Raw genomic sequence first — 16520 nt, forward strand, 5'->3', positions numbered from 1 at the left:
AAAATATGTCACGTCGTCGTCGCCCCGAAAAGCGCATCATCCTGCCCGATCCCAAATATGGCGATCAGGTTCTGTCGAAGTTCATGAACTCCATCATGCAGGACGGCAAGAAAGCCGTTGCTGAATCGATCGTTTATGGCGCCCTGGAAACCGTCGAGGCTCGCGCCAAGAAGGATCCGATCGGCATGTTCCATGACGCGCTCAACAACATCAAGCCGGGCATCGAAGTCCGCAGCCGCCGCGTTGGCGGTGCGACCTATCAGGTTCCCGTCGAAGTGCGTCCTGAGCGTTCGCAGGCTCTGGCCATCCGCTGGCTGATCACCGCTGCGCGCAACCGCAGCGAGACCACCATGGCGGCCCGCCTGTCGGGTGAGCTGATGGATGCAGCCAACAACCGTGGTAACGCGGTCAAGAAGCGCGAAGACACGCACCGCATGGCGGAAGCGAACCGCGCCTTCTCGCACTATCGCTGGTAAAAAGATTGGCGGGGCGGCGGTCGATCGACAGTTGCCCCGTTTATCGCTCTTAAAAATCCATCCGTTCGTCGTGGGCCTACCCATGGCGGACGGATTGGTTTAGGGGCCACGCAAGAACACGAATCCCCAACCGCCGGTGCGCCGGCAACGGAGAAGCATCATGGCCCGCAGCCATCCGCTCAAACTGTATCGCAATATCGGCATCATGGCCCATATCGACGCCGGCAAGACGACGACGACCGAGCGTATTCTTTATTATACCGGCAAGTCCTACAAGATCGGCGAAGTCCATGACGGCGCCGCCACGATGGACTGGATGGAGCAGGAGCAGGAGCGCGGGATCACGATCACCTCGGCTGCGACGACCTGTTTCTGGAACGGCCACCGCATCAACATCATCGACACCCCCGGCCACGTTGACTTCACGATCGAAGTCGAACGTTCGCTGCGCGTGCTTGACGGCGCGGTTGCCTGCTTCGACGGCGTTGCCGGTGTTGAGCCGCAGTCCGAAACCGTATGGCGTCAGGCGGACAAGTATAAAGTCCCGCGCATGTGCTTCATCAACAAGCTCGATCGCACCGGTGCCGACTTCTATTATTGCGTGCAGTCGATCATCGATCGTCTGGGTGCGCGTCCCGCCGTGCTGTATCTGCCGATCGGCACGGAAAGCGATTTCAAGGGTCTGGTCGACCTGGTCGAAAACCGCGCGATCATCTGGAAGGATGAGTCGCTGGGTGCTGAATTCTTCTTTGAAGAAATCCCCGCCGACATGGCAGACAAGGCCGCGAAATATCGCAGCGACCTCATCGAGCTGGCCGTCGAGCAGGACGATGCCGCGATGGAAGCCTATCTTGACGGCACCGAGCCTGACACGGCGACGCTCAAGGCGCTGATCCGCAAGGGCGCGCTCAACCAGTCGTTCGTCCCGGTCGTTTGCGGTTCGGCGTTCAAGAACAAGGGCGTTCAGCCCCTGCTCGACGCCGTCGTCGACTATATGCCCAGCCCGCTCGACATTGAGGACGTGCAGGGCGTCAAGATGGACAGCAACGAGCCGGACAGCCGTCCCGCGACCGACGACGCGCCCTTCAGCGCGCTGGCGTTCAAGGTGATGAACGATCCGTTCGTGGGTTCGCTCACCTTCATCCGCATCTATTCGGGTACGCTCGTCAAGGGCACCTATCTGAACTCGGTGAAGGACAAGAAGGAAAAGGTCGGGCGTATGCTCGAAATGCACGCCAACGAACGTAAGGACGTTGACGAGGCTTTCGCGGGCGACATCATCGCGCTGGCCGGCATGAAGGAAACCACCACCGGCGACACGCTGTGCGCCGAGCGTCAGCCGATCGTGCTGGAGCGGATGGAATTCCCTGAGCCGGTTATCGAACTGTCGGTGGAACCCAAGACCAAGGCAGACCAGGAAAAGATGGGCATCGCGCTCAATCGCCTGTCGGCCGAAGATCCCAGCTTCCGCGTGTCGACCGATCACGAATCGGGCCAGACCATCATCAAGGGCATGGGCGAGCTTCACCTGGAAATCCTCGTCGACCGTATGCGTCGCGAGTTCAAGGTCGAGGCCAATGTCGGTGCGCCGCAGGTGGCCTATCGCGAATATCTCGCGAAGAAGGTCGACATCGACTATACCCACAAGAAGCAGTCGGGTGGTTCGGGTCAGTTCGGCCGCATCAAGGCGACCGTCATTCCTGGCGAGCGTGGTTCGGGCTATCAGTTCTTTGACGAGATCAAGGGCGGCAATATTCCCAAGGAATATATCCCCTCGGTCGAAAAGGGCTTCCGTGAGACGGCGCTGACCGGTCAGCTGATCGGCTTCCCGATCATCGACTTCGAAGTCCATCTGTATGACGGCGCCTATCATGACGTCGACTCGTCGGCTCTGGCGTTCGAAATCTGTGCCCGTGGCGCGATGCGCGAAGCGGCCCAGAAGTCGGGCATCAAGCTGCTCGAACCGATCATGAAGGTCGAAGTCGTGACCCCGGAAGACTATCTGGGTGACGTCATCGGCGACATGAACAGCCGTCGTGGCCAAATCCAGGGCACCGACAGCCGCGGCAACGCACAGACCGTCGATGCCATGGTCCCGCTGGCCAACATGTTCGGTTATGTGAATACGCTGCGCTCCTTCACCCAGGGTCGGGCCAGCTATTCCATGTCGTTCTCGCACTATGATGAAGTGCCGCAGAATGTCGCTGACGAGGTGAAGGCCAAGATGGCCTGAAAATCCTGATCCGCCGCGTGCGAACGGGGCGGTTAGGGCTTTCATTATGCGAATTTGCTGCTATGGACGCGCCTTCGCAAGGCGCGGCCGAGCGGTCAAACCCATCGGATTTGATTAGAAGGTAGGATAAAATGGCGAAAGCTAAGTTTGAGCGGACGAAGCCGCATTGCAACATCGGCACCATCGGTCACGTCGACCATGGCAAGACCTCGCTGACCGCAGCGATCACGAAGGTGCTGGCCGAAACCGGCGGCGCGACCTTCACGTCGTATGACAATATCGACAAGGCGCCTGAAGAGCGCGAGCGCGGCATCACCATTTCGACCGCCCACGTCGAATATGAAACCGAACAGCGCCACTATGCGCACGTCGATTGCCCCGGTCACGCTGACTATGTGAAGAACATGATCACCGGTGCCGCGCAGATGGACGGCGCGATCCTGGTCGTGTCCGCCACCGACGGCCCGATGCCGCAGACCCGCGAGCACATCCTGCTCGCCCGTCAGGTCGGCGTGCCGCAGATGGTCGTGTTCATGAACAAGGTTGACCTGGTCGACGATCCAGAAATTCTGGAACTGGTCGAGCTGGAAATCCGCGAGCTGCTGTCGTCCTACGACTTTGACGGCGACAACATCCCCATCATTCCGGGTTCGGCTGTTTGCGCCCTCAACGGCACCAACAACGAAATCGGCCATGACGCCGTTCTGAAGCTGATGCAGTCGGTCGACAGCTGGATCCCGCAGCCCGACCGTCCGGTCGACAAGCCCTTCCTGATGCCGATCGAAGACGTGTTCTCGATCTCCGGCCGTGGTACGGTTGTGACCGGCCGCGTCGAAACCGGCATCGTCAAGGTTGGTGAAGAAGTCGAGATCGTCGGCCTCAAGGACACCCGCAAGACCGTCGTCACCGGCGTTGAAATGTTCCGCAAGCTGCTCGATCAGGGTGAAGCTGGCGACAATATCGGCGCGCTGGTTCGTGGCGTTGGCCGTGAAGACGTCGAGCGTGGCCAGGTTCTCTGCAAGCCCGGCTCGATCAAGCCGCACACCGAGTTCGAATCGGAAGTCTATGTTCTGTCGAAGGAAGAGGGTGGCCGTCACACGCCGTTCTTCGCCAACTACCGTCCGCAGTTCTACTTCCGCACCACCGACGTGACCGGCGAAGTCGTGCTGCCTGAAGGCACCGAGATGGTCATGCCCGGCGACAACGTGAAGCTTGGCGTCAAGCTCATCGCCCCGATCGCGATGGAGCAGGGCCTGCGCTTCTCGATCCGCGAAGGCGGCCGGACCGTCGGTTCGGGGGTTGTTTCGGCAGTCACCAAGTAATATAGGCAGCGAGTCGCGCGGGTCACCTGATTCGCGCGGCTCGGATTTTAACCGCCTCGGACCGATCCTCGCCGGCTTTGCGCTAGAGGGTCAAACGGGGCGGTTTGTTTTTTGGCTCTTTCGCATCGGTAGTAGGACATGGACAGCAACATCCGCATTCGCCTCAAGGCGTTCGATCATCGCGTGCTCGATCAGGCGACCGGCGACATCGCCGACACCGCCCGCCGCACCGGCGCCCTCATTCGCGGCCCCATTCCTTTGCCGACGCGCATCGAAAAGTTCACGGTCAACCGTGGCCCGCACGTCGACAAAAAGTCGCGCGAACAGTTCGAAGTCCGCACTTACAAGCGTATGCTTGACATTGTGCAGCCGACGCCGCAGACGGTCGACGCGCTGATGAAGCTGGACCTGGCTGCCGGCGTGAACGTCGAGATCAAGTTGGCCTAAGGCCAGCAAGTCCCTGCTTATCGAAAGATGAGCAGGGTATCGGGTATTCCGCTCCCTCTTTCTTTTAGGGAAGGGCGGAAGCTCAAACGACACAAGGGATACCGCGCGGCTTAGGCCGTGGCCCTGGTCCCCCGTCGCTGTTCCCGAATAGGGGGTGGCATCCAACCCAGACGGGGTGATCTACAAGCAAAGGGTTGGCCGCGAAGGAGAGATCCTGAGCGGTTTTTTCGTTGGATACGCCCGCTGATAAGGCGGGCCTCTATTGGGAGTATGGATCATGCGCACTGGCGTGATCGCGAAGAAAGTCGGGATGACCCGCCTGTTCCAAGAGGACGGGCGTCACGTTCCGGTTACGGTTCTGGCCCTTGAAGGCAACCAGGTCGTGGCTCGGAAGGATGTGGACAGCGATGGCTATGTAGCCGTGCAGCTGGGTGCCGGCACCGCGAAAGTTAAGAATGTCGCCAAGCCGCAGCGCGGTCACTTCGCCAAGGCGGAAGTGGAGCCTAAGGCACGTCTGGTCGAATTCCGTGTCGCCGAGGATGCACTCCTCGATGTCGGCGCAGAAATCGCCGCTGACCATTTCATCGCCGGCCAGCTGGTCGACGTGGCGGGTCACACTCAGGGTAAGGGCTTTGCCGGCGCTATGAAGCGTTGGGGCTTCGGCGGTATGCGCGCCACCCACGGTGTGTCGATCAGCCATCGTGCCCATGGTTCGACGGGTAACCGCCAGGATCCGGGTCGCGTCTTCAAGAACAAGAAGATGGCCGGTCATATGGGCGATCGTGAACGCACCCAGCAGAATCTGGAAATCGTGCGTACCGACGTCGAGCGTGGCCTGATCTTCGTCAAGGGCAGCGTTCCGGGCGCCAAGGGCACCTGGCTCACCGTCAAGGACGCGGTCAAGGTCGCTCGTCCGGCGGATGCACCCTATCCCGCCAGCCTGAAAAAGGCTGACAACAGCAATGACGCTGCGAACACCCCGGCTGAAGAAGCCGTGGCGACCGACGTCACCGAAGGCCAGGAGGGCTAAACCATGAAGGTCAAGGTACAGACCCTCGACGCAGCAGAAGCTGGCGATCTGGAGCTGAACGATGCCGTGTTCGGTATCGAGCCCCGCGCCGACATCCTGCATCGCGTCGTCACCTGGCAGCTCGAAAAGCGTCGCGGCACCGCTCGCGGCACCCGTGAGCGTAGCGACGTTGCCCGCACCGGCAAGAAGTTCGGCCGCCAGAAGGGCGGCGGCACCGCCCGTCACGGCGATCGCCGCGCGCCAGTGTTCATCGGCGGTGGTAAGGCCCACGGTGCCCGCGTCCGTGACTTCAACCCCTCGCTGAACAAGAAGGTTCGCGCGCTGGGTCTGAAGATGGCGCTGTCGTCGAAGGTCAAGGCCGGAACGCTGACGATCATCGACAGCCTGGACGTTGCCGAGGGCAAGACCAAGGCGCTGGTCGCCAGCCTCGCCAAGCTGAACCTCACCAAGGTGCTGTTCATCGACGGTGACGCTGTGAACATCAGCTTTGCCAAGGCATCGGCCAACATCATCGGCGTGGACCTGCTCCCTGCCGTCGGCGCCAATGTCTACGACATATTGAAAGCCGACTCGCTGGTGCTTACGCGCGCTGCGGTCGAAAAGCTGGAGGCCCGTTTCAATGGCTAAAAAGCAAGCCGGAACCGTCGACAACCGTCATTATGACGTCGTCGTCGCGCCGCACATCACCGAGAAGTCGACGCTCCTGAGCGAAAACAACGCCGTGGTTTTCAAGGTCGCCAACACCGCGACCAAGCCGGAAATCAAGGCCGCTGTCGAAGCACTGTTCGGCGTGACCGTCAAAGCGGTCAACACGCTGGTGCAGAAGGGCAAGACCAAGCGCTGGAAGGGCAAGCCCTACAAGCGTTCGGACGTCAAGAAGGCGATCGTGACGCTGGCCGAAGGCCAGTCCATCGACGTCACCACCGGTATCTGAGGCGCGGACCATGGCACTCAAGCACTATAACCCGACCAGCCCCGCCCAGCGCGGCTTGATCCTGGTCGACAAGTCGAGCCTGCACAAAGGGAAGCCCGTCAAGGCGCTGACCGAAGGCAAGCGCAAGACCGGTGGCCGCAACAACAAGGGTCATGTGACCTCGCGCGGTATCGGCGGCGGTCACAAGCAGCGCTATCGTATCATCGATTTCAAGCGTCGCTTGTGGGATGTCGAAGGTACGGTCGAGCGTCTGGAATATGACCCCAACCGCACCGCGTTCATCGCGCTGGTCAACTATCCCGACGGCACCCAGGCCTATATCCTGGCGCCGCAGCGTCTGGCCCCCGGTGACAAGGTCATCGCGGCGAAAAAGACCGACGTGAAGCCGGGCAACGCGATGGAACTGGGTCAGATGCCGGTCGGCACGATCATCCACAACATCGAAATGAAGCCAGGCAAGGGCGGTCAGCTCTGCCGTTCGGCAGGCACCTACGCCCAGCTCGTCGGTCGTGACCGCGGCATGGTCATGGTTCGCCTGTCGTCGGGTGAACAGCGCTACATTCGTTCCGATTGCATGGGCACCATTGGTGCCGTCAGCAACCCGGACAATGGCAATACCAACCTCGCCAAGGCAGGCCGCAACCGTTGGAAGGGCATTCGTCCTCTGACCCGCGGTGTTGCCAAGAACCCGGTCGATCACCCGCATGGTGGTGGTGAAGGCCGGACCTCTGGCGGCCGTCATCCTGTCACGCCTTGGGGCAAGCCGACCAAGGGTGCCCGCACCCGCCACAACAAGGCGACGGATAAGATGATTATCCGTAGCCGCCACGCGAAGAAGAAGAGGTAAGCGAGATGGCTCGTTCCGTCTGGAAAGGTCCGTTCGTGGACCTCAGCCTTCTGAAGAAGGCGGAAGCCGCGCAGGACGCGGGTGGCCGTGCGCCGATCAAAACCTGGTCGCGTCGTTCCACCATCCTGCCGCAGTTCGTTGGTCTGACGTTCAACGTCTATAACGGCCGCAAGCATGTTCCGGTCTCCGTGAACGAGGAAATGGTGGGTCACAAGCTGGGCGAATTCGCTCCGACCCGCTTCTTCCCCGGCCACGCCGCCGACAAGAAGGGCAAGCGCTAATGAGCAAGGAAAAAGCTCCGCGTCGCGTCGCCGACAATGAAGCGCTGGCCGTTGGCACGCAGATCCGTGGTTCGGCCCAGAAGCTGAACCTGGTCGCCACGCTCATCCGCGGCCGCAAGGTCGAGGACGCGCTGAACATCCTCGCCTTCTCCAAGAAGGCGATGGCGGTCGACGTGCGCAAGGTGCTGGCTTCGGCCATCGCCAACGCCGAAAACAATCACAATCTGGACGTCGACGCACTGGTCGTCGCGGAAGCATCGGTAGGCAAGGCGTTCACGCTCAAGCGCTTCCATGCCCGTGGCCGCGGCAAGTCGACCCGGATCCTCAAGCCTTACAGCCGCGTGCGTATCGTCGTGCGTGAAGCTGGCGAAGAAGCGGAGGCGTAAGCACATGGGTCACAAGAGCAATCCGATCGGTCTGCGTCTCCAGATCAACCGTACCTGGGACAGCCGCTGGTTCGCCGAGGGTGCCGACTATGGTCGTCTCCTGCTGGAAGATCTCAAGATCCGCCAGTTCATCTTCAAGAACATGCCGCAGGCTGCGATCTCCAAGGTCGTGATCGAGCGTCCCGCCAAGCTGTGCCGGGTGTCGATCTATGCCGCCCGTCCGGGTGTCATCATCGGCAAGAAGGGTGCAGACATTGAAAAGCTTCGCAAGAAGCTGGGTGCGCTGACTTCGTCCGACGTGTCGCTGAACATTGTCGAAATCCGCAAGCCGGAAGTCGACAGCCGTCTCGTCGCGCAGGGTATTGCCGATCAGCTGGAACGCCGCGTGGCTTTCCGCCGGGCGATGAAGCGTGCGGTTCAGTCCGCGCTGCGTCTGGGTGCCGAAGGCATCAAGATCACCTGTGGCGGCCGTCTGGGCGGCGCGGAAATCGCGCGCGTCGAATGGTATCGCGAAGGCCGCGTTCCGCTGCACACGCTGCGTGCGAACGTCGACTATGCCGAAGCCACCGCGCATACCGCTTATGGCGTGTGCGGGATCAAGGTGTGGATCTTCAAGGGCGAGATTCTCGGCCATGATCCGTTCGCGACCGACCGGCTCATGCTGGAGGCTCAGACCTCCGGCGTGCGTCCGGCGCGCTGATTTTGAATAGGGTATAGCGTCATGCTGCAACCGAAGAAAATGAAGTTCCGCAAGACCTTCAAGGGCCGGATCAAGGGCGATGCGAAGGGCGGCACTGCGCTGAACTTCGGCGCCTACGGGCTGAAGGCCATGGAGCCGGAACGGATCACCGCGCGTCAGATCGAAGCGGCCCGCCGCGCGATCACCCGCCACATCCGCCGTCAGGGCCGTCTGTGGATCCGCGTGTTCCCCGACGTTCCGGTGACGAAGAAGCCGGCCGAAGTCCGTCAGGGCAAGGGCAAGGGTTCGGTCGAATATTGGGCGGCCCGCGTCGCCCCCGGTCGCATCCTGTTCGAGCTGGACGGCGTGCCCGGTCCGCTTGCAGCCGAGGCTTTCTCGCGTGCCGCGATGAAGCTGCCGATCAAGACGAAGGTTGTCGCCCGCCTCGGCGACACCTCGCATCTGGAGGGCTAAGGTCATGGCGAATGTTGCTGACCTCAAGACCAAGACGGACGACGAACTGTCGACCGAGCTGAACAACCTGAAGCGCGAGCAGTTCAACCTGCGTTTCCAGGCGGCCACCAACCAGCTGGAAAAGCCCAGCCGGGTCAAGGAAGTCCGCCGGTCGATCGCGCAGATCAAGACCCTGCAGACGGAGCGTAACAGCTCCGCTGCCAAGTAAAGGAACCACACGATGCCCAAGCGCGTGCTGACGGGAACTGTGGTTTCCGACAAGACCGACAAGACGGTGGTCGTTCGCGTGGAGCGCAAGGTAAAGCACGCGCTCTACGGCAAGATCATTCGTCGTTCGAAGAAATATCATGCCCATGACGAGGGCAATGTCTACAAGGAAGGCGAGACGGTCCGCATCGAGGAAACCGCCCCGATTTCCAAGCTCAAGACCTGGAAGGTCATCGAGCGCGTGGACACCCACAAGTCGCCGGAAACGGCGGCCTGAGGGATAGGTCACCGACTCTTTGAGTCTAATTGCGACGCGGGGCTGGCCTTTTCGTTCAGAAGGGGTTACAGGCCCGCGCTTCGCGTATGACTCCAAGGGTCCAGGCACGAAATTCGGAACCGCCGGAATTTTTCCGGTAGGCCAAATAAGAAGGAACCGGATCCATGATCCAGATGCAATCCAATCTTGACGTCGCGGACAACAGCGGCGCCAAGCGCGTCCAGTGCATCAAGGTGCTGGGCGGGTCGAAGCGGCGCTTCGCTGGCGTTGGCGACATCATCGTCGTCTCCGTCAAGGAAGCGGCTCCGCGCGGCAAGGTCAAGAAGGGCGACGTTCACCGCGCCGTCATCGTGCGTACCGCCAAGGACATTCGTCGGGCCGATGGTTCGGTGATCCGTTTCGACGGTAACGCCGCTGTGCTGATCAACAAGAACGAGGAGCCGATCGGCACCCGTATCTTTGGCCCCGTGGTTCGTGAACTGCGTGCCAAGAAGCACATGAAGATCATCAGCCTAGCCCCTGAGGTGCTGTAATGAGCGCTGCTAAGATCAAGAAGGGCGACAAGATTGTCGTCCTGGCTGGCAAGGACAAGGGCCGTACCGGCGCTGTCCTGCAGGTGATGCCCAAGGACGAGAAGGTTCTTGTCGAAGGCATCAACGTGCATGTGAAGCATCGCAAGCCCGACCAGTCGAACCCGCAGGGCGGCATCGAGCGCAAGCCTGCGCCGCTCCACATCTCGAACGTGGCAGTCGCCGACAAGGACGGCAAGCCGACCCGCGTTCGTTTCGAGGAGCGCGACGGCAAGAAGGTTCGCGTCGCCGTCAAGTCCGGTGAGGTGCTGTAATGGCCGACATTTATATCCCGCGCTCCAAGGCGCTCTATGACGCCGAGATCATCAAGGCGATGACCGAGAAATTCGGTTACAAGAACGTCATGGAAATCCCCCGGATCGAAAAGATCACGCTCAACATGGGCGTGGGCGAAGCGACCCAGGACAAGAAGAAGGTCACCCAGGCCGCCGAGGAAATGGAACTGATCGCTGGCCAGAAGCCGGTCATCACCAAGGCGAAGAAGTCGATCGCGCAGTTCAAGCTGCGTGAGGGGATGCCGATCGGTGCCAAGGTCACGCTGCGCCGCGAGCGCATGTATGAGTTTCTGGATCGCCTGATCAACATCGCGCTCCCCCGCGTGCGCGACTTCCGTGGTCTGAACCCCAAGAGCTTTGACGGCCGTGGCAACTATGCCTTCGGCATCAAGGAACAGATCATCTTCCCGGAGATCAGCTATGACCGCGTCGACAAGGTGCGCGGCATGGACATCATCGTGACCACCACCGCGAAGACGGACGACGAGGCGCGCGAGCTGCTGCGCCTGTTCGGTTTCCCCTTCCCGCAGGAAGAAGAGAAGCAGGCGGCTTAATCGGCCCCGCTTCTCTCCCAACGCATTAGCTAAGGAAGAGAACTTAAGTCATGGCGAAACTGAGTTCGATCAACAAGAATGAACGTCGCAAGAAGCTGGTGAAGAAATATGCCGGCCGTTATGCGAAGCTCAAGACGATCGCAAATGATACCAATGCTGACGACGGTGATCGTTTGATCGCCCGTCTGAAGATGGCGGAAATTCCCCGCAACGGTAACCCCACTCGCGTGCGTAATCGCTGCGAGCTGACCGGTCGCCCGCGCGCTTATTACCGCAAATTCCGGCTCTGCCGTATTCAGCTGCGTGATCTGGCCAACAAGGGCCTGATCCCCGGCGTCACCAAGTCGAGCTGGTAAGGATATCATCTCATGGCATTGACCGATCCCCTGGGTGATATGCTCACCCGCATCCGCAACGGGCAGCAGGCGAAGAAGGACAGCGTTATGTCCCCCGCGTCCAAGCTGCGCGCCCGCGTTCTCGACGTGCTTCAGCGCGAAGGCTATATCCGTGGTTATTCCGAGGAAGCGCTTGGCGCCCACCCCGGCCTGCGCATCGAGCTGAAATATTTTGAAGGCCAGCCGGCCATCAAGCATGTCGCTCGCGTCTCCAAGCCTGGCCGCCGCGTCTATTCGGGTTCTAAGGAACTGCCGGTAGTCCGCAATGGCCTGGGCATCACCATTGTCTCGACGCCCAAGGGTGTTCTGTCCGACGCGGAAGCGCGCGAACAGAATGTCGGCGGCGAAGTGCTGGCGGAGGTGTTCTAATGAGCCGCATCGGTAAAAAACCGGTCGCGATCCCCAATGGGGTGACCGCGACCATCGAGGGCGGGCAGCTCTCGGTGAAGGGCCCCAAGGGCACCCTCGCCATGCCGCTGCGCGACGAGATCAGCTACACGTTGGAAAATGACGGCATTTCGGTGCAGCCAGCCAACAAGACCAAAGCGGCTCGCGCCTTTTGGGGTATGCAGCGCACGCTCGTCCAGAACCTGATCACCGGTGTGACCGAAGGCTTCACCAAGAAGCTGCTGATCACCGGCGTCGGCTACCGCGCCAACTCGCAGGGCAAGAACCTGAAGTTGCAGCTGGGCTACAGCCACGACGTCGATTACGCGATCCCCGAAGGGATCGAGATCAAGACCCCGGATAACACCACGGTCGAGATCATCGGTATCGACAAGCAGAAGGTCGGACAGGTTGCGGCCGAGATCCGTCGCTGGCGTAAGCCCGAACCCTATAAGGGCAAGGGCATCAAGTACGACGGCGAATTCATCTTCCGCAAGGAAGGGAAGAAGAAGTAAGATGGCAAAGCTTTCCCTCTTCGCGCGGCGTCGTCGCCGCGTTCGCACCGCCCTCAAGGCCGTGTCGGGCAATCGCCCGCGTCTGAGCGTTCATCGTTCGGGCCGTCACATCTACGCCCAGGTCATTGATGACGCCGCCGGCACCACCGTCGCCGCCGCCTCGACCCTGGACAAGGACGTGCGCGGCAAGACCGGCGCAACCGCTGATGCGGCTGCCGATGTCGGCAAGCGCGTGGCGGAAGCCGCGACCAAGGCCGGCGTCACCCGCGTCGTGTTCGACCGCGGCGGTTTCCTTTTCCATGGCCGCGTCAAGGCGCTGGCCGATGCGGCCCGTGAAGCCGGGCTGGAGTTCTGAGCATGGCTGACGAAAACACCATTGAAGTCGCTGCGCCCGTCGACGGTGCAGACGCTGCACCGACCGAAGGTCGCGGTCCTGGCCGCGGTGCCCGTGGCAACCGTGGCGGCGGCGATCGCAACCGTGGCGGCGGCGATCGTGGCGGCCGTGGCCGTCGTGACGATCGTCGTGGCGGCAACCGCGACGAAGATCAAGGCGAAGAACTGATCGAGAAGCTGGTTCACATCAACCGCGTCAGCAAGACCGTCAAGGGCGGCAAGCGCTTCGGTTTCGCGGCTCTGGTCGTCGTTGGCGATGGCAAGGGTCGTGCGGGCTTCGGCCATGGCAAGGCGCGCGAAGTGCCTGAAGCGATCAGCAAGGCGACCGCCGCTGCCAAGAAGGCAATGGTTCGCGTTCCGCTTAAGGAAGGCCGCACGCTGCATCATGATGGCCTTGGCCATTTCGGTGCGGGCAAGGTGACGGTCCGTTCGGCGCCTGCCGGTACGGGTATCATCGCCGGTGGTCCGATGCGCGCCGTGTTCGAAAGCCTGGGCGTTGCGGACGTCGTGACCAAGTCCAACGGCACGTCGAACCCCTATAACATGATCCGGGCGACCTTTGCGGCGCTGGGCGAGCAGACCAGCCCCAAGTCGGTGGCGCAGCGTCGCGGCAAGAAGGTCGCTGACTTGCTTCGTCGCGGTGGTGCCTCGGTCGAGTTGGCCGCTGCCGACGCCGAAGCGATTGCGGAGTAAGCGATATGGCCAAGATCAAGATCAAGCAGATCGGTTCACCGATCCGCCGTCCCGCCGACCAGAAGAAGATTCTGATCGGCCTGGGCCTGGGCAAGATGAACCGCGTGGTGGAACTGGAAGACACGGCGGAAGTCCGCGGTGCCATCCGTAAGCTGCCCCACATGGTGCAGGTGGTCGAGGGCTAAAGCCCTTCGATCCGACGAAATCAAGCGGGAGAGGGGGAAACCCCTCTTTCGTTTTTTCTACAGCTGGGCTATCGGCCCGGCCTCTTTGGTTCCCCATCTGGGGATAGCGCGAACATAGCGAAAGCGAGTGCAAGACATGAAACTCAATGACATCCGTGACAATGATGGTGCCCGCAAGGGCCGTATGCGCGTTGGACGCGGCATCGGTTCGGGCAAGGGCAAGACCGCCGGTCGCGGCCAGAAGGGCGCCAAGGCGCGTTCGGGCGTCGCCATTAACGGGTTCGAGGGTGGCCAGATGCCGCTCCACATGCGGATCCCGAAGCGCGGCTTCAACAACATCTTCGCCAGCGATTTTGCCATCGTGAACCTGGGCGCGGTGCAGAAGGCGATCGACGCAGGCAAGCTGGACGCCAACGCGACCATCGACCATGCCGCGCTCAAGGCCGCCTCGCTTGCCCGTGGTGGCAAAGACGGCGTCCGCCTGCTCGCCAAGGGTGAACTGACCGCCAAGGTCAGCTTCCTGGTCTCCGGTGCGTCGAAGGGCGCTCTGGAAGCGGTCGAAAAGGCCGGTGGCAAGGTCGAGGTGATCGAAGTCGTCGCCGCAGCCGACAAGGCAAAGGCCAAGAAGGGTACGGCGCTCGCCGCTGCCAAGGCTGCCCGGAAGGCCTAATCCGCCGTCCCAGACTTGCATGTATGGCCCCGCTGCCCGATATGGGTTGGCGGGGCTGTGTGCATCTGGGGGTCTATTTGTCGCTTGCGCGGCAACTCCCCGTTCGACACGGCTAACCCGTCCCGCTAAGGGATGAGCGATTCCGCTCCGGGGCCTCGGCGCTCCGGCACGCATGATTTGAAGGGCAGCCACCATGGCATCGAGAGCCGACCAGCTCGCATCCAATCTCAGCCTCGCGAAATTCAGCCAGGCGACCGACCTCAAGAAGCGCCTGTGGTTTACGCTGGGCGCGCTGATCGTGTTCCGTTTCCTCAGCTTCGTGCCGCTGCCCGGCGTCGATCCGACGGCCCTGTCGCAGCTCTACAGCCAGACGCAGGGCGGCATCCTCGACATCTTCAACACCTTTTCGGGTGGCAGCCTGTCGCGCATGAGCCTGATCGCGCTCGGCGTCATGCCCTATATCACCGCCTCGATCGTGGTGCAGTTGGGCGCGTCGCTCTCGCCCAAGCTGGCGGCGATCAAGAAGGAAGGCGAGAGCGGGCGCAAGAAGCTCAACCAATATACCCGCTATGGCACGGTCGGCCTGACCGCGGTGCAGGGCTATTTCATCGCCGTCGGGCTTGAAGGCTTTGGCGCGCAATCCGGCGTGGCCGCCGTCATCGAACCGGGCATGTTGTTCCGCCTGACCGCCGTGGTCTCGCTGATCGGCGGCACCATGTTCCTGATGTGGCTGGGCGAACAGATCACCTCGCGCGGCATCGGCAATGGCGTGTCGCTCATCATCATGGCGGGCATCGTCGCCCAACTGCCGGTGACGCTCAGCAACCTGTTCAAGTCGGGCAGCGAAGGCACGATCTCCGGCCTGCTGATCTTCCTGGTCATGGTGATGGCCGTTGGCCTCGTCCTTCTGATCTGCTTCATGGAGCGCGCCCAGCGCCGCGTCCTGATTCAATATCCCAAGCGCCAGACGCGCCAGGGCCTGATGCAGGCGGACCGCAGCCATTTGCCGCTCAAGGTCAACACTGCAGGCGTGATCCCGCCCATCTTCGCCAGCTCGCTGCTGCTGATGCCGCTCACCATCTCGCAGTTTGCGGGCCAGACCGTGGCGGGTGAGAGCAGGCTGGGCGATTTCGTGCTGACGCTGAACCAGTATCTGTCGCACGGCAGCCCGGTCTATATGGCGTTGTACGGCCTTGGCATCGTGTTCTTCTGCTTCTTTTACACCGCCGTGGTGTTCAACCCGGAAGAAACGGCTGACAATCTCAAGCGCAATGGCGGCTTCATTCCCGGCATCCGTCCGGGGAAGAATACCGAAAATTACCTGGACTATGTGCTGACGCGCATCACGGTGATTGGCGCGGCCTATCTGGCGTTCATCTGCCTTGTGCCGGAGTTCGCCATCGCACGGGCGGGAATTCCATTCTACCTTGGTGGGACTAGCTTGTTGATCGTCGTCAATGTTACGGTCGATACAGTGACCCAGATTCAAAGCCATCTGCTCGCCCATCAATATGGGGACCTGATCAAGAAGGCGAAGCTGAAAGGCCGTATGCGCTGATCGGCGCATAATGGCCAAGGGCGCACAACAGGGGAGAATGCGCGCAATGAATATCATATTGCTTGGCCCTCCGGGCGCTGGCAAGGGGACGCAGGCCAGCCGTCTGGTCGAAAGCCGTGGCATGGTCCAGCTGTCCACCGGCGACATGCTGCGCGCCGCGGTAAAGGCGGGGACGCCCGTAGGGTTGCAGGCGAAGGCGCTGATGGAATCGGGCGCGCTGGTGCCGGACGAAGTCGTATCCGGCATCATCGGCGAAGCGCTCGATGCGCTCGCCCCCGACACCGGGGTCATCTTCGACGGCTATCCGCGGACGCAGGCGCAGGCCCATTCGCTCGACGCCATATTGGAGCAGCGCAGCCGTTCGCTCGACCATGTCGTCGAACTGGAAGTCAATGAAGATGCGCTGGTCGAACGCATCACTGGCCGCTTCACCTGCGCCAGCTGCGGCGAAGGCTATCACGACACGTTCAAGACGCCCAAGGCTGAAGGCGTCTGCGACAAGTGCGGCGGCACCGAATTCAAGCGTCGTCCCGACGACAATGAGGAAACGGTGCGCACCCGAATGGCCGAATATCGCGCCAAGACCGCACCGATCCTGCCGATCTACGAAGCGCGCGGCATCGTGTCGCGCGTCGATGGCATGGCGGACATGGACGATGTCAGTGTCGCGATTGCCGCTATCTTGGACGGCGGCGTCGCCTGAGCTAGACTG

26 protein-coding genes are annotated in these 16520 nt (G+C 61.5%); all 26 read left to right on the top strand.

The window, feature by feature from the left end:
- The first annotated feature begins 5 nt into the window (after positions 1-5).
- The 26 genes from rpsG to Q0D44_RS05980 all read left to right on the top strand — a co-directional run bounded on the left by rpsG (position 6) and on the right by Q0D44_RS05980 (position 16511).
- A complete protein-coding gene (gene rpsG / locus Q0D44_RS05855; protein ID WP_066606496.1) occupies positions 6-476 on the top strand; it encodes a 30S ribosomal protein S7 in 471 nt (156 codons plus the stop codon).
- A 160-nt stretch (positions 477-636) separates the two neighbouring features.
- Complete coding sequence (gene fusA, locus Q0D44_RS05860) at positions 637-2709, top strand: elongation factor G (protein WP_217673617.1); 2073 nt, start codon at positions 637-639, stop codon at positions 2707-2709.
- A 131-nt stretch (positions 2710-2840) separates the two neighbouring features.
- Positions 2841-4031 carry an elongation factor Tu gene (gene tuf, locus Q0D44_RS05865; RefSeq protein WP_217673616.1) on the top strand — a complete coding sequence of 397 codons (1191 nt, stop codon included), beginning with the start codon at positions 2841-2843 and terminating at the stop codon, positions 4029-4031.
- A gap of 138 nt (positions 4032-4169) precedes the next feature.
- Positions 4170-4478, top strand: coding sequence for a 30S ribosomal protein S10 (rpsJ, locus tag Q0D44_RS05870; protein ID WP_006960299.1), 309 nt, complete (start codon positions 4170-4172; stop codon positions 4476-4478).
- A 277-nt stretch (positions 4479-4755) separates the two neighbouring features.
- Complete coding sequence (gene rplC, locus Q0D44_RS05875; protein WP_217673615.1) at positions 4756-5508, top strand: 50S ribosomal protein L3; 753 nt, start codon at positions 4756-4758, stop codon at positions 5506-5508.
- A 3-nt stretch (positions 5509-5511) separates the two neighbouring features.
- On the top strand, positions 5512-6135 hold the full coding sequence (gene rplD, locus Q0D44_RS05880; RefSeq protein ID WP_119745096.1) for a 50S ribosomal protein L4: 624 nt from the start codon (positions 5512-5514) through the stop codon (positions 6133-6135).
- Positions 6128-6442: a 50S ribosomal protein L23 gene (locus tag Q0D44_RS05885; RefSeq protein WP_006960305.1), complete on the top strand. Its 315-nt coding sequence runs from the start codon at positions 6128-6130 to the stop codon at positions 6440-6442. The genes rplD and Q0D44_RS05885 overlap by 8 nt, the downstream gene beginning before the upstream one ends.
- Positions 6443-6452: 10 nt before the next feature.
- Positions 6453-7289: a 50S ribosomal protein L2 gene (gene rplB / locus Q0D44_RS05890; protein ID WP_119745094.1), complete on the top strand. Its 837-nt coding sequence runs from the start codon at positions 6453-6455 to the stop codon at positions 7287-7289.
- 5 nt (positions 7290-7294) lie between these two features.
- Entirely contained in the window at positions 7295-7570 is a 276-nt protein-coding gene (rpsS, locus tag Q0D44_RS05895) for a 30S ribosomal protein S19 (RefSeq protein ID WP_017184033.1), read from the top strand.
- Positions 7570-7956 carry a 50S ribosomal protein L22 gene (rplV, locus tag Q0D44_RS05900; RefSeq protein WP_006960310.1) on the top strand — a complete coding sequence of 129 codons (387 nt, stop codon included), beginning with the start codon at positions 7570-7572 and terminating at the stop codon, positions 7954-7956. The genes rpsS and rplV overlap by 1 nt, the downstream gene beginning before the upstream one ends.
- Positions 7957-7960: 4 nt before the next feature.
- A complete protein-coding gene (gene rpsC, locus Q0D44_RS05905; protein ID WP_006960312.1) occupies positions 7961-8656 on the top strand; it encodes a 30S ribosomal protein S3 in 696 nt (231 codons plus the stop codon).
- Positions 8657-8677: 21 nt separating this feature from the next.
- Positions 8678-9109, top strand: coding sequence for a 50S ribosomal protein L16 (rplP, locus tag Q0D44_RS05910; protein WP_006960313.1), 432 nt, complete (start codon positions 8678-8680; stop codon positions 9107-9109).
- Positions 9110-9113: 4 nt separating this feature from the next.
- On the top strand, positions 9114-9317 hold the full coding sequence (gene rpmC / locus Q0D44_RS05915) for a 50S ribosomal protein L29 (protein ID WP_056691689.1): 204 nt from the start codon (positions 9114-9116) through the stop codon (positions 9315-9317).
- Between the two features lie 12 nt (positions 9318-9329).
- Complete coding sequence (gene rpsQ, locus Q0D44_RS05920) at positions 9330-9593, top strand: 30S ribosomal protein S17 (RefSeq protein ID WP_006960320.1); 264 nt, start codon at positions 9330-9332, stop codon at positions 9591-9593.
- A 164-nt stretch (positions 9594-9757) separates the two neighbouring features.
- A complete protein-coding gene (rplN, locus tag Q0D44_RS05925) occupies positions 9758-10126 on the top strand; it encodes a 50S ribosomal protein L14 (protein WP_006960322.1) in 369 nt (122 codons plus the stop codon).
- Entirely contained in the window at positions 10126-10437 is a 312-nt protein-coding gene (gene rplX, locus Q0D44_RS05930; protein ID WP_294133893.1) for a 50S ribosomal protein L24, read from the top strand. The genes rplN and rplX overlap by 1 nt, the downstream gene beginning before the upstream one ends.
- A complete protein-coding gene (rplE, locus tag Q0D44_RS05935) occupies positions 10437-11012 on the top strand; it encodes a 50S ribosomal protein L5 (RefSeq protein WP_294133897.1) in 576 nt (191 codons plus the stop codon). The genes rplX and rplE overlap by 1 nt, the downstream gene beginning before the upstream one ends.
- Positions 11013-11062: 50 nt before the next feature.
- Positions 11063-11368 carry a 30S ribosomal protein S14 gene (rpsN, locus tag Q0D44_RS05940; protein ID WP_119745090.1) on the top strand — a complete coding sequence of 102 codons (306 nt, stop codon included), beginning with the start codon at positions 11063-11065 and terminating at the stop codon, positions 11366-11368.
- Between the two features lie 12 nt (positions 11369-11380).
- Entirely contained in the window at positions 11381-11776 is a 396-nt protein-coding gene (rpsH, locus tag Q0D44_RS05945) for a 30S ribosomal protein S8 (protein ID WP_006960330.1), read from the top strand.
- Positions 11776-12309 carry a 50S ribosomal protein L6 gene (gene rplF / locus Q0D44_RS05950; protein WP_119745089.1) on the top strand — a complete coding sequence of 178 codons (534 nt, stop codon included), beginning with the start codon at positions 11776-11778 and terminating at the stop codon, positions 12307-12309. Before rpsH ends, rplF begins: the two co-directional genes overlap by 1 nt.
- A gap of 1 nt (position 12310) precedes the next feature.
- Positions 12311-12664: a 50S ribosomal protein L18 gene (gene rplR, locus Q0D44_RS05955; RefSeq protein WP_017184040.1), complete on the top strand. Its 354-nt coding sequence runs from the start codon at positions 12311-12313 to the stop codon at positions 12662-12664.
- A gap of 2 nt (positions 12665-12666) precedes the next feature.
- On the top strand, positions 12667-13395 hold the full coding sequence (rpsE, locus tag Q0D44_RS05960) for a 30S ribosomal protein S5 (protein WP_217673614.1): 729 nt from the start codon (positions 12667-12669) through the stop codon (positions 13393-13395).
- 5 nt (positions 13396-13400) lie between these two features.
- Positions 13401-13580, top strand: a complete 180-nt coding sequence (gene rpmD, locus Q0D44_RS05965) for a 50S ribosomal protein L30 (RefSeq protein WP_119745086.1) — start codon at positions 13401-13403, stop codon at positions 13578-13580.
- A 136-nt stretch (positions 13581-13716) separates the two neighbouring features.
- Entirely contained in the window at positions 13717-14250 is a 534-nt protein-coding gene (rplO, locus tag Q0D44_RS05970; RefSeq protein ID WP_119745085.1) for a 50S ribosomal protein L15, read from the top strand.
- A 193-nt stretch (positions 14251-14443) separates the two neighbouring features.
- A complete protein-coding gene (gene secY / locus Q0D44_RS05975) occupies positions 14444-15808 on the top strand; it encodes a preprotein translocase subunit SecY (protein ID WP_006960343.1) in 1365 nt (454 codons plus the stop codon).
- A 46-nt stretch (positions 15809-15854) separates the two neighbouring features.
- Positions 15855-16511 carry an adenylate kinase gene (locus Q0D44_RS05980; protein ID WP_294133911.1) on the top strand — a complete coding sequence of 219 codons (657 nt, stop codon included), beginning with the start codon at positions 15855-15857 and terminating at the stop codon, positions 16509-16511.
- Positions 16512-16520 lie beyond the last annotated feature (9 nt).

Source organism: Sphingobium sp. (assembly GCA_023266575.1).
Taxonomy (GTDB): Bacteria; Pseudomonadota; Alphaproteobacteria; order Sphingomonadales; family Sphingomonadaceae; genus Sphingobium.

Bases quoted from the DNA above. Each gene is read 5' to 3' on its own strand.
- rplC (WP_217673615.1), top strand. From the start codon at position 4,756: ATGCGCACTGGCGTGATCGCGAAGAAAGTCGGGATGACCCGCCTGTTC.
- tuf (WP_217673616.1), top strand. From the start codon at position 2,841: ATGGCGAAAGCTAAGTTTGAGCGGACGAAGCCGCATTGCAACATCGGC.
- fusA (WP_217673617.1), top strand. From the start codon at position 637: ATGGCCCGCAGCCATCCGCTCAAACTGTATCGCAATATCGGCATCATG.
- Q0D44_RS05980 (WP_294133911.1), top strand. From the start codon at position 15,855: ATGAATATCATATTGCTTGGCCCTCCGGGCGCTGGCAAGGGGACGCAG.
- rplN (WP_006960322.1), top strand. From the start codon at position 9,758: ATGATCCAGATGCAATCCAATCTTGACGTCGCGGACAACAGCGGCGCC.
- rpsE (WP_217673614.1), top strand. From the start codon at position 12,667: ATGGCTGACGAAAACACCATTGAAGTCGCTGCGCCCGTCGACGGTGCA.
- rpmC (WP_056691689.1), top strand. From the start codon at position 9,114: ATGGCGAATGTTGCTGACCTCAAGACCAAGACGGACGACGAACTGTCG.
- rpsQ (WP_006960320.1), top strand. From the start codon at position 9,330: ATGCCCAAGCGCGTGCTGACGGGAACTGTGGTTTCCGACAAGACCGAC.
- Q0D44_RS05885 (WP_006960305.1), top strand. From the start codon at position 6,128: ATGGCTAAAAAGCAAGCCGGAACCGTCGACAACCGTCATTATGACGTC.
- rplD (WP_119745096.1), top strand. From the start codon at position 5,512: ATGAAGGTCAAGGTACAGACCCTCGACGCAGCAGAAGCTGGCGATCTG.
- rpsJ (WP_006960299.1), top strand. From the start codon at position 4,170: ATGGACAGCAACATCCGCATTCGCCTCAAGGCGTTCGATCATCGCGTG.
- rplR (WP_017184040.1), top strand. From the start codon at position 12,311: ATGGCAAAGCTTTCCCTCTTCGCGCGGCGTCGTCGCCGCGTTCGCACC.
- rpsC (WP_006960312.1), top strand. From the start codon at position 7,961: ATGGGTCACAAGAGCAATCCGATCGGTCTGCGTCTCCAGATCAACCGT.
- rpsN (WP_119745090.1), top strand. From the start codon at position 11,063: ATGGCGAAACTGAGTTCGATCAACAAGAATGAACGTCGCAAGAAGCTG.
- rpsH (WP_006960330.1), top strand. From the start codon at position 11,381: ATGGCATTGACCGATCCCCTGGGTGATATGCTCACCCGCATCCGCAAC.
- rplF (WP_119745089.1), top strand. From the start codon at position 11,776: ATGAGCCGCATCGGTAAAAAACCGGTCGCGATCCCCAATGGGGTGACC.
- rplP (WP_006960313.1), top strand. From the start codon at position 8,678: ATGCTGCAACCGAAGAAAATGAAGTTCCGCAAGACCTTCAAGGGCCGG.
- rplV (WP_006960310.1), top strand. From the start codon at position 7,570: ATGAGCAAGGAAAAAGCTCCGCGTCGCGTCGCCGACAATGAAGCGCTG.
- secY (WP_006960343.1), top strand. From the start codon at position 14,444: ATGGCATCGAGAGCCGACCAGCTCGCATCCAATCTCAGCCTCGCGAAA.
- rpmD (WP_119745086.1), top strand. From the start codon at position 13,401: ATGGCCAAGATCAAGATCAAGCAGATCGGTTCACCGATCCGCCGTCCC.
- rplE (WP_294133897.1), top strand. From the start codon at position 10,437: ATGGCCGACATTTATATCCCGCGCTCCAAGGCGCTCTATGACGCCGAG.
- rpsS (WP_017184033.1), top strand. From the start codon at position 7,295: ATGGCTCGTTCCGTCTGGAAAGGTCCGTTCGTGGACCTCAGCCTTCTG.
- rplX (WP_294133893.1), top strand. From the start codon at position 10,126: ATGAGCGCTGCTAAGATCAAGAAGGGCGACAAGATTGTCGTCCTGGCT.
- rplO (WP_119745085.1), top strand. From the start codon at position 13,717: ATGAAACTCAATGACATCCGTGACAATGATGGTGCCCGCAAGGGCCGT.
- rplB (WP_119745094.1), top strand. From the start codon at position 6,453: ATGGCACTCAAGCACTATAACCCGACCAGCCCCGCCCAGCGCGGCTTG.
- rpsG (WP_066606496.1), top strand. From the start codon at position 6: ATGTCACGTCGTCGTCGCCCCGAAAAGCGCATCATCCTGCCCGATCCC.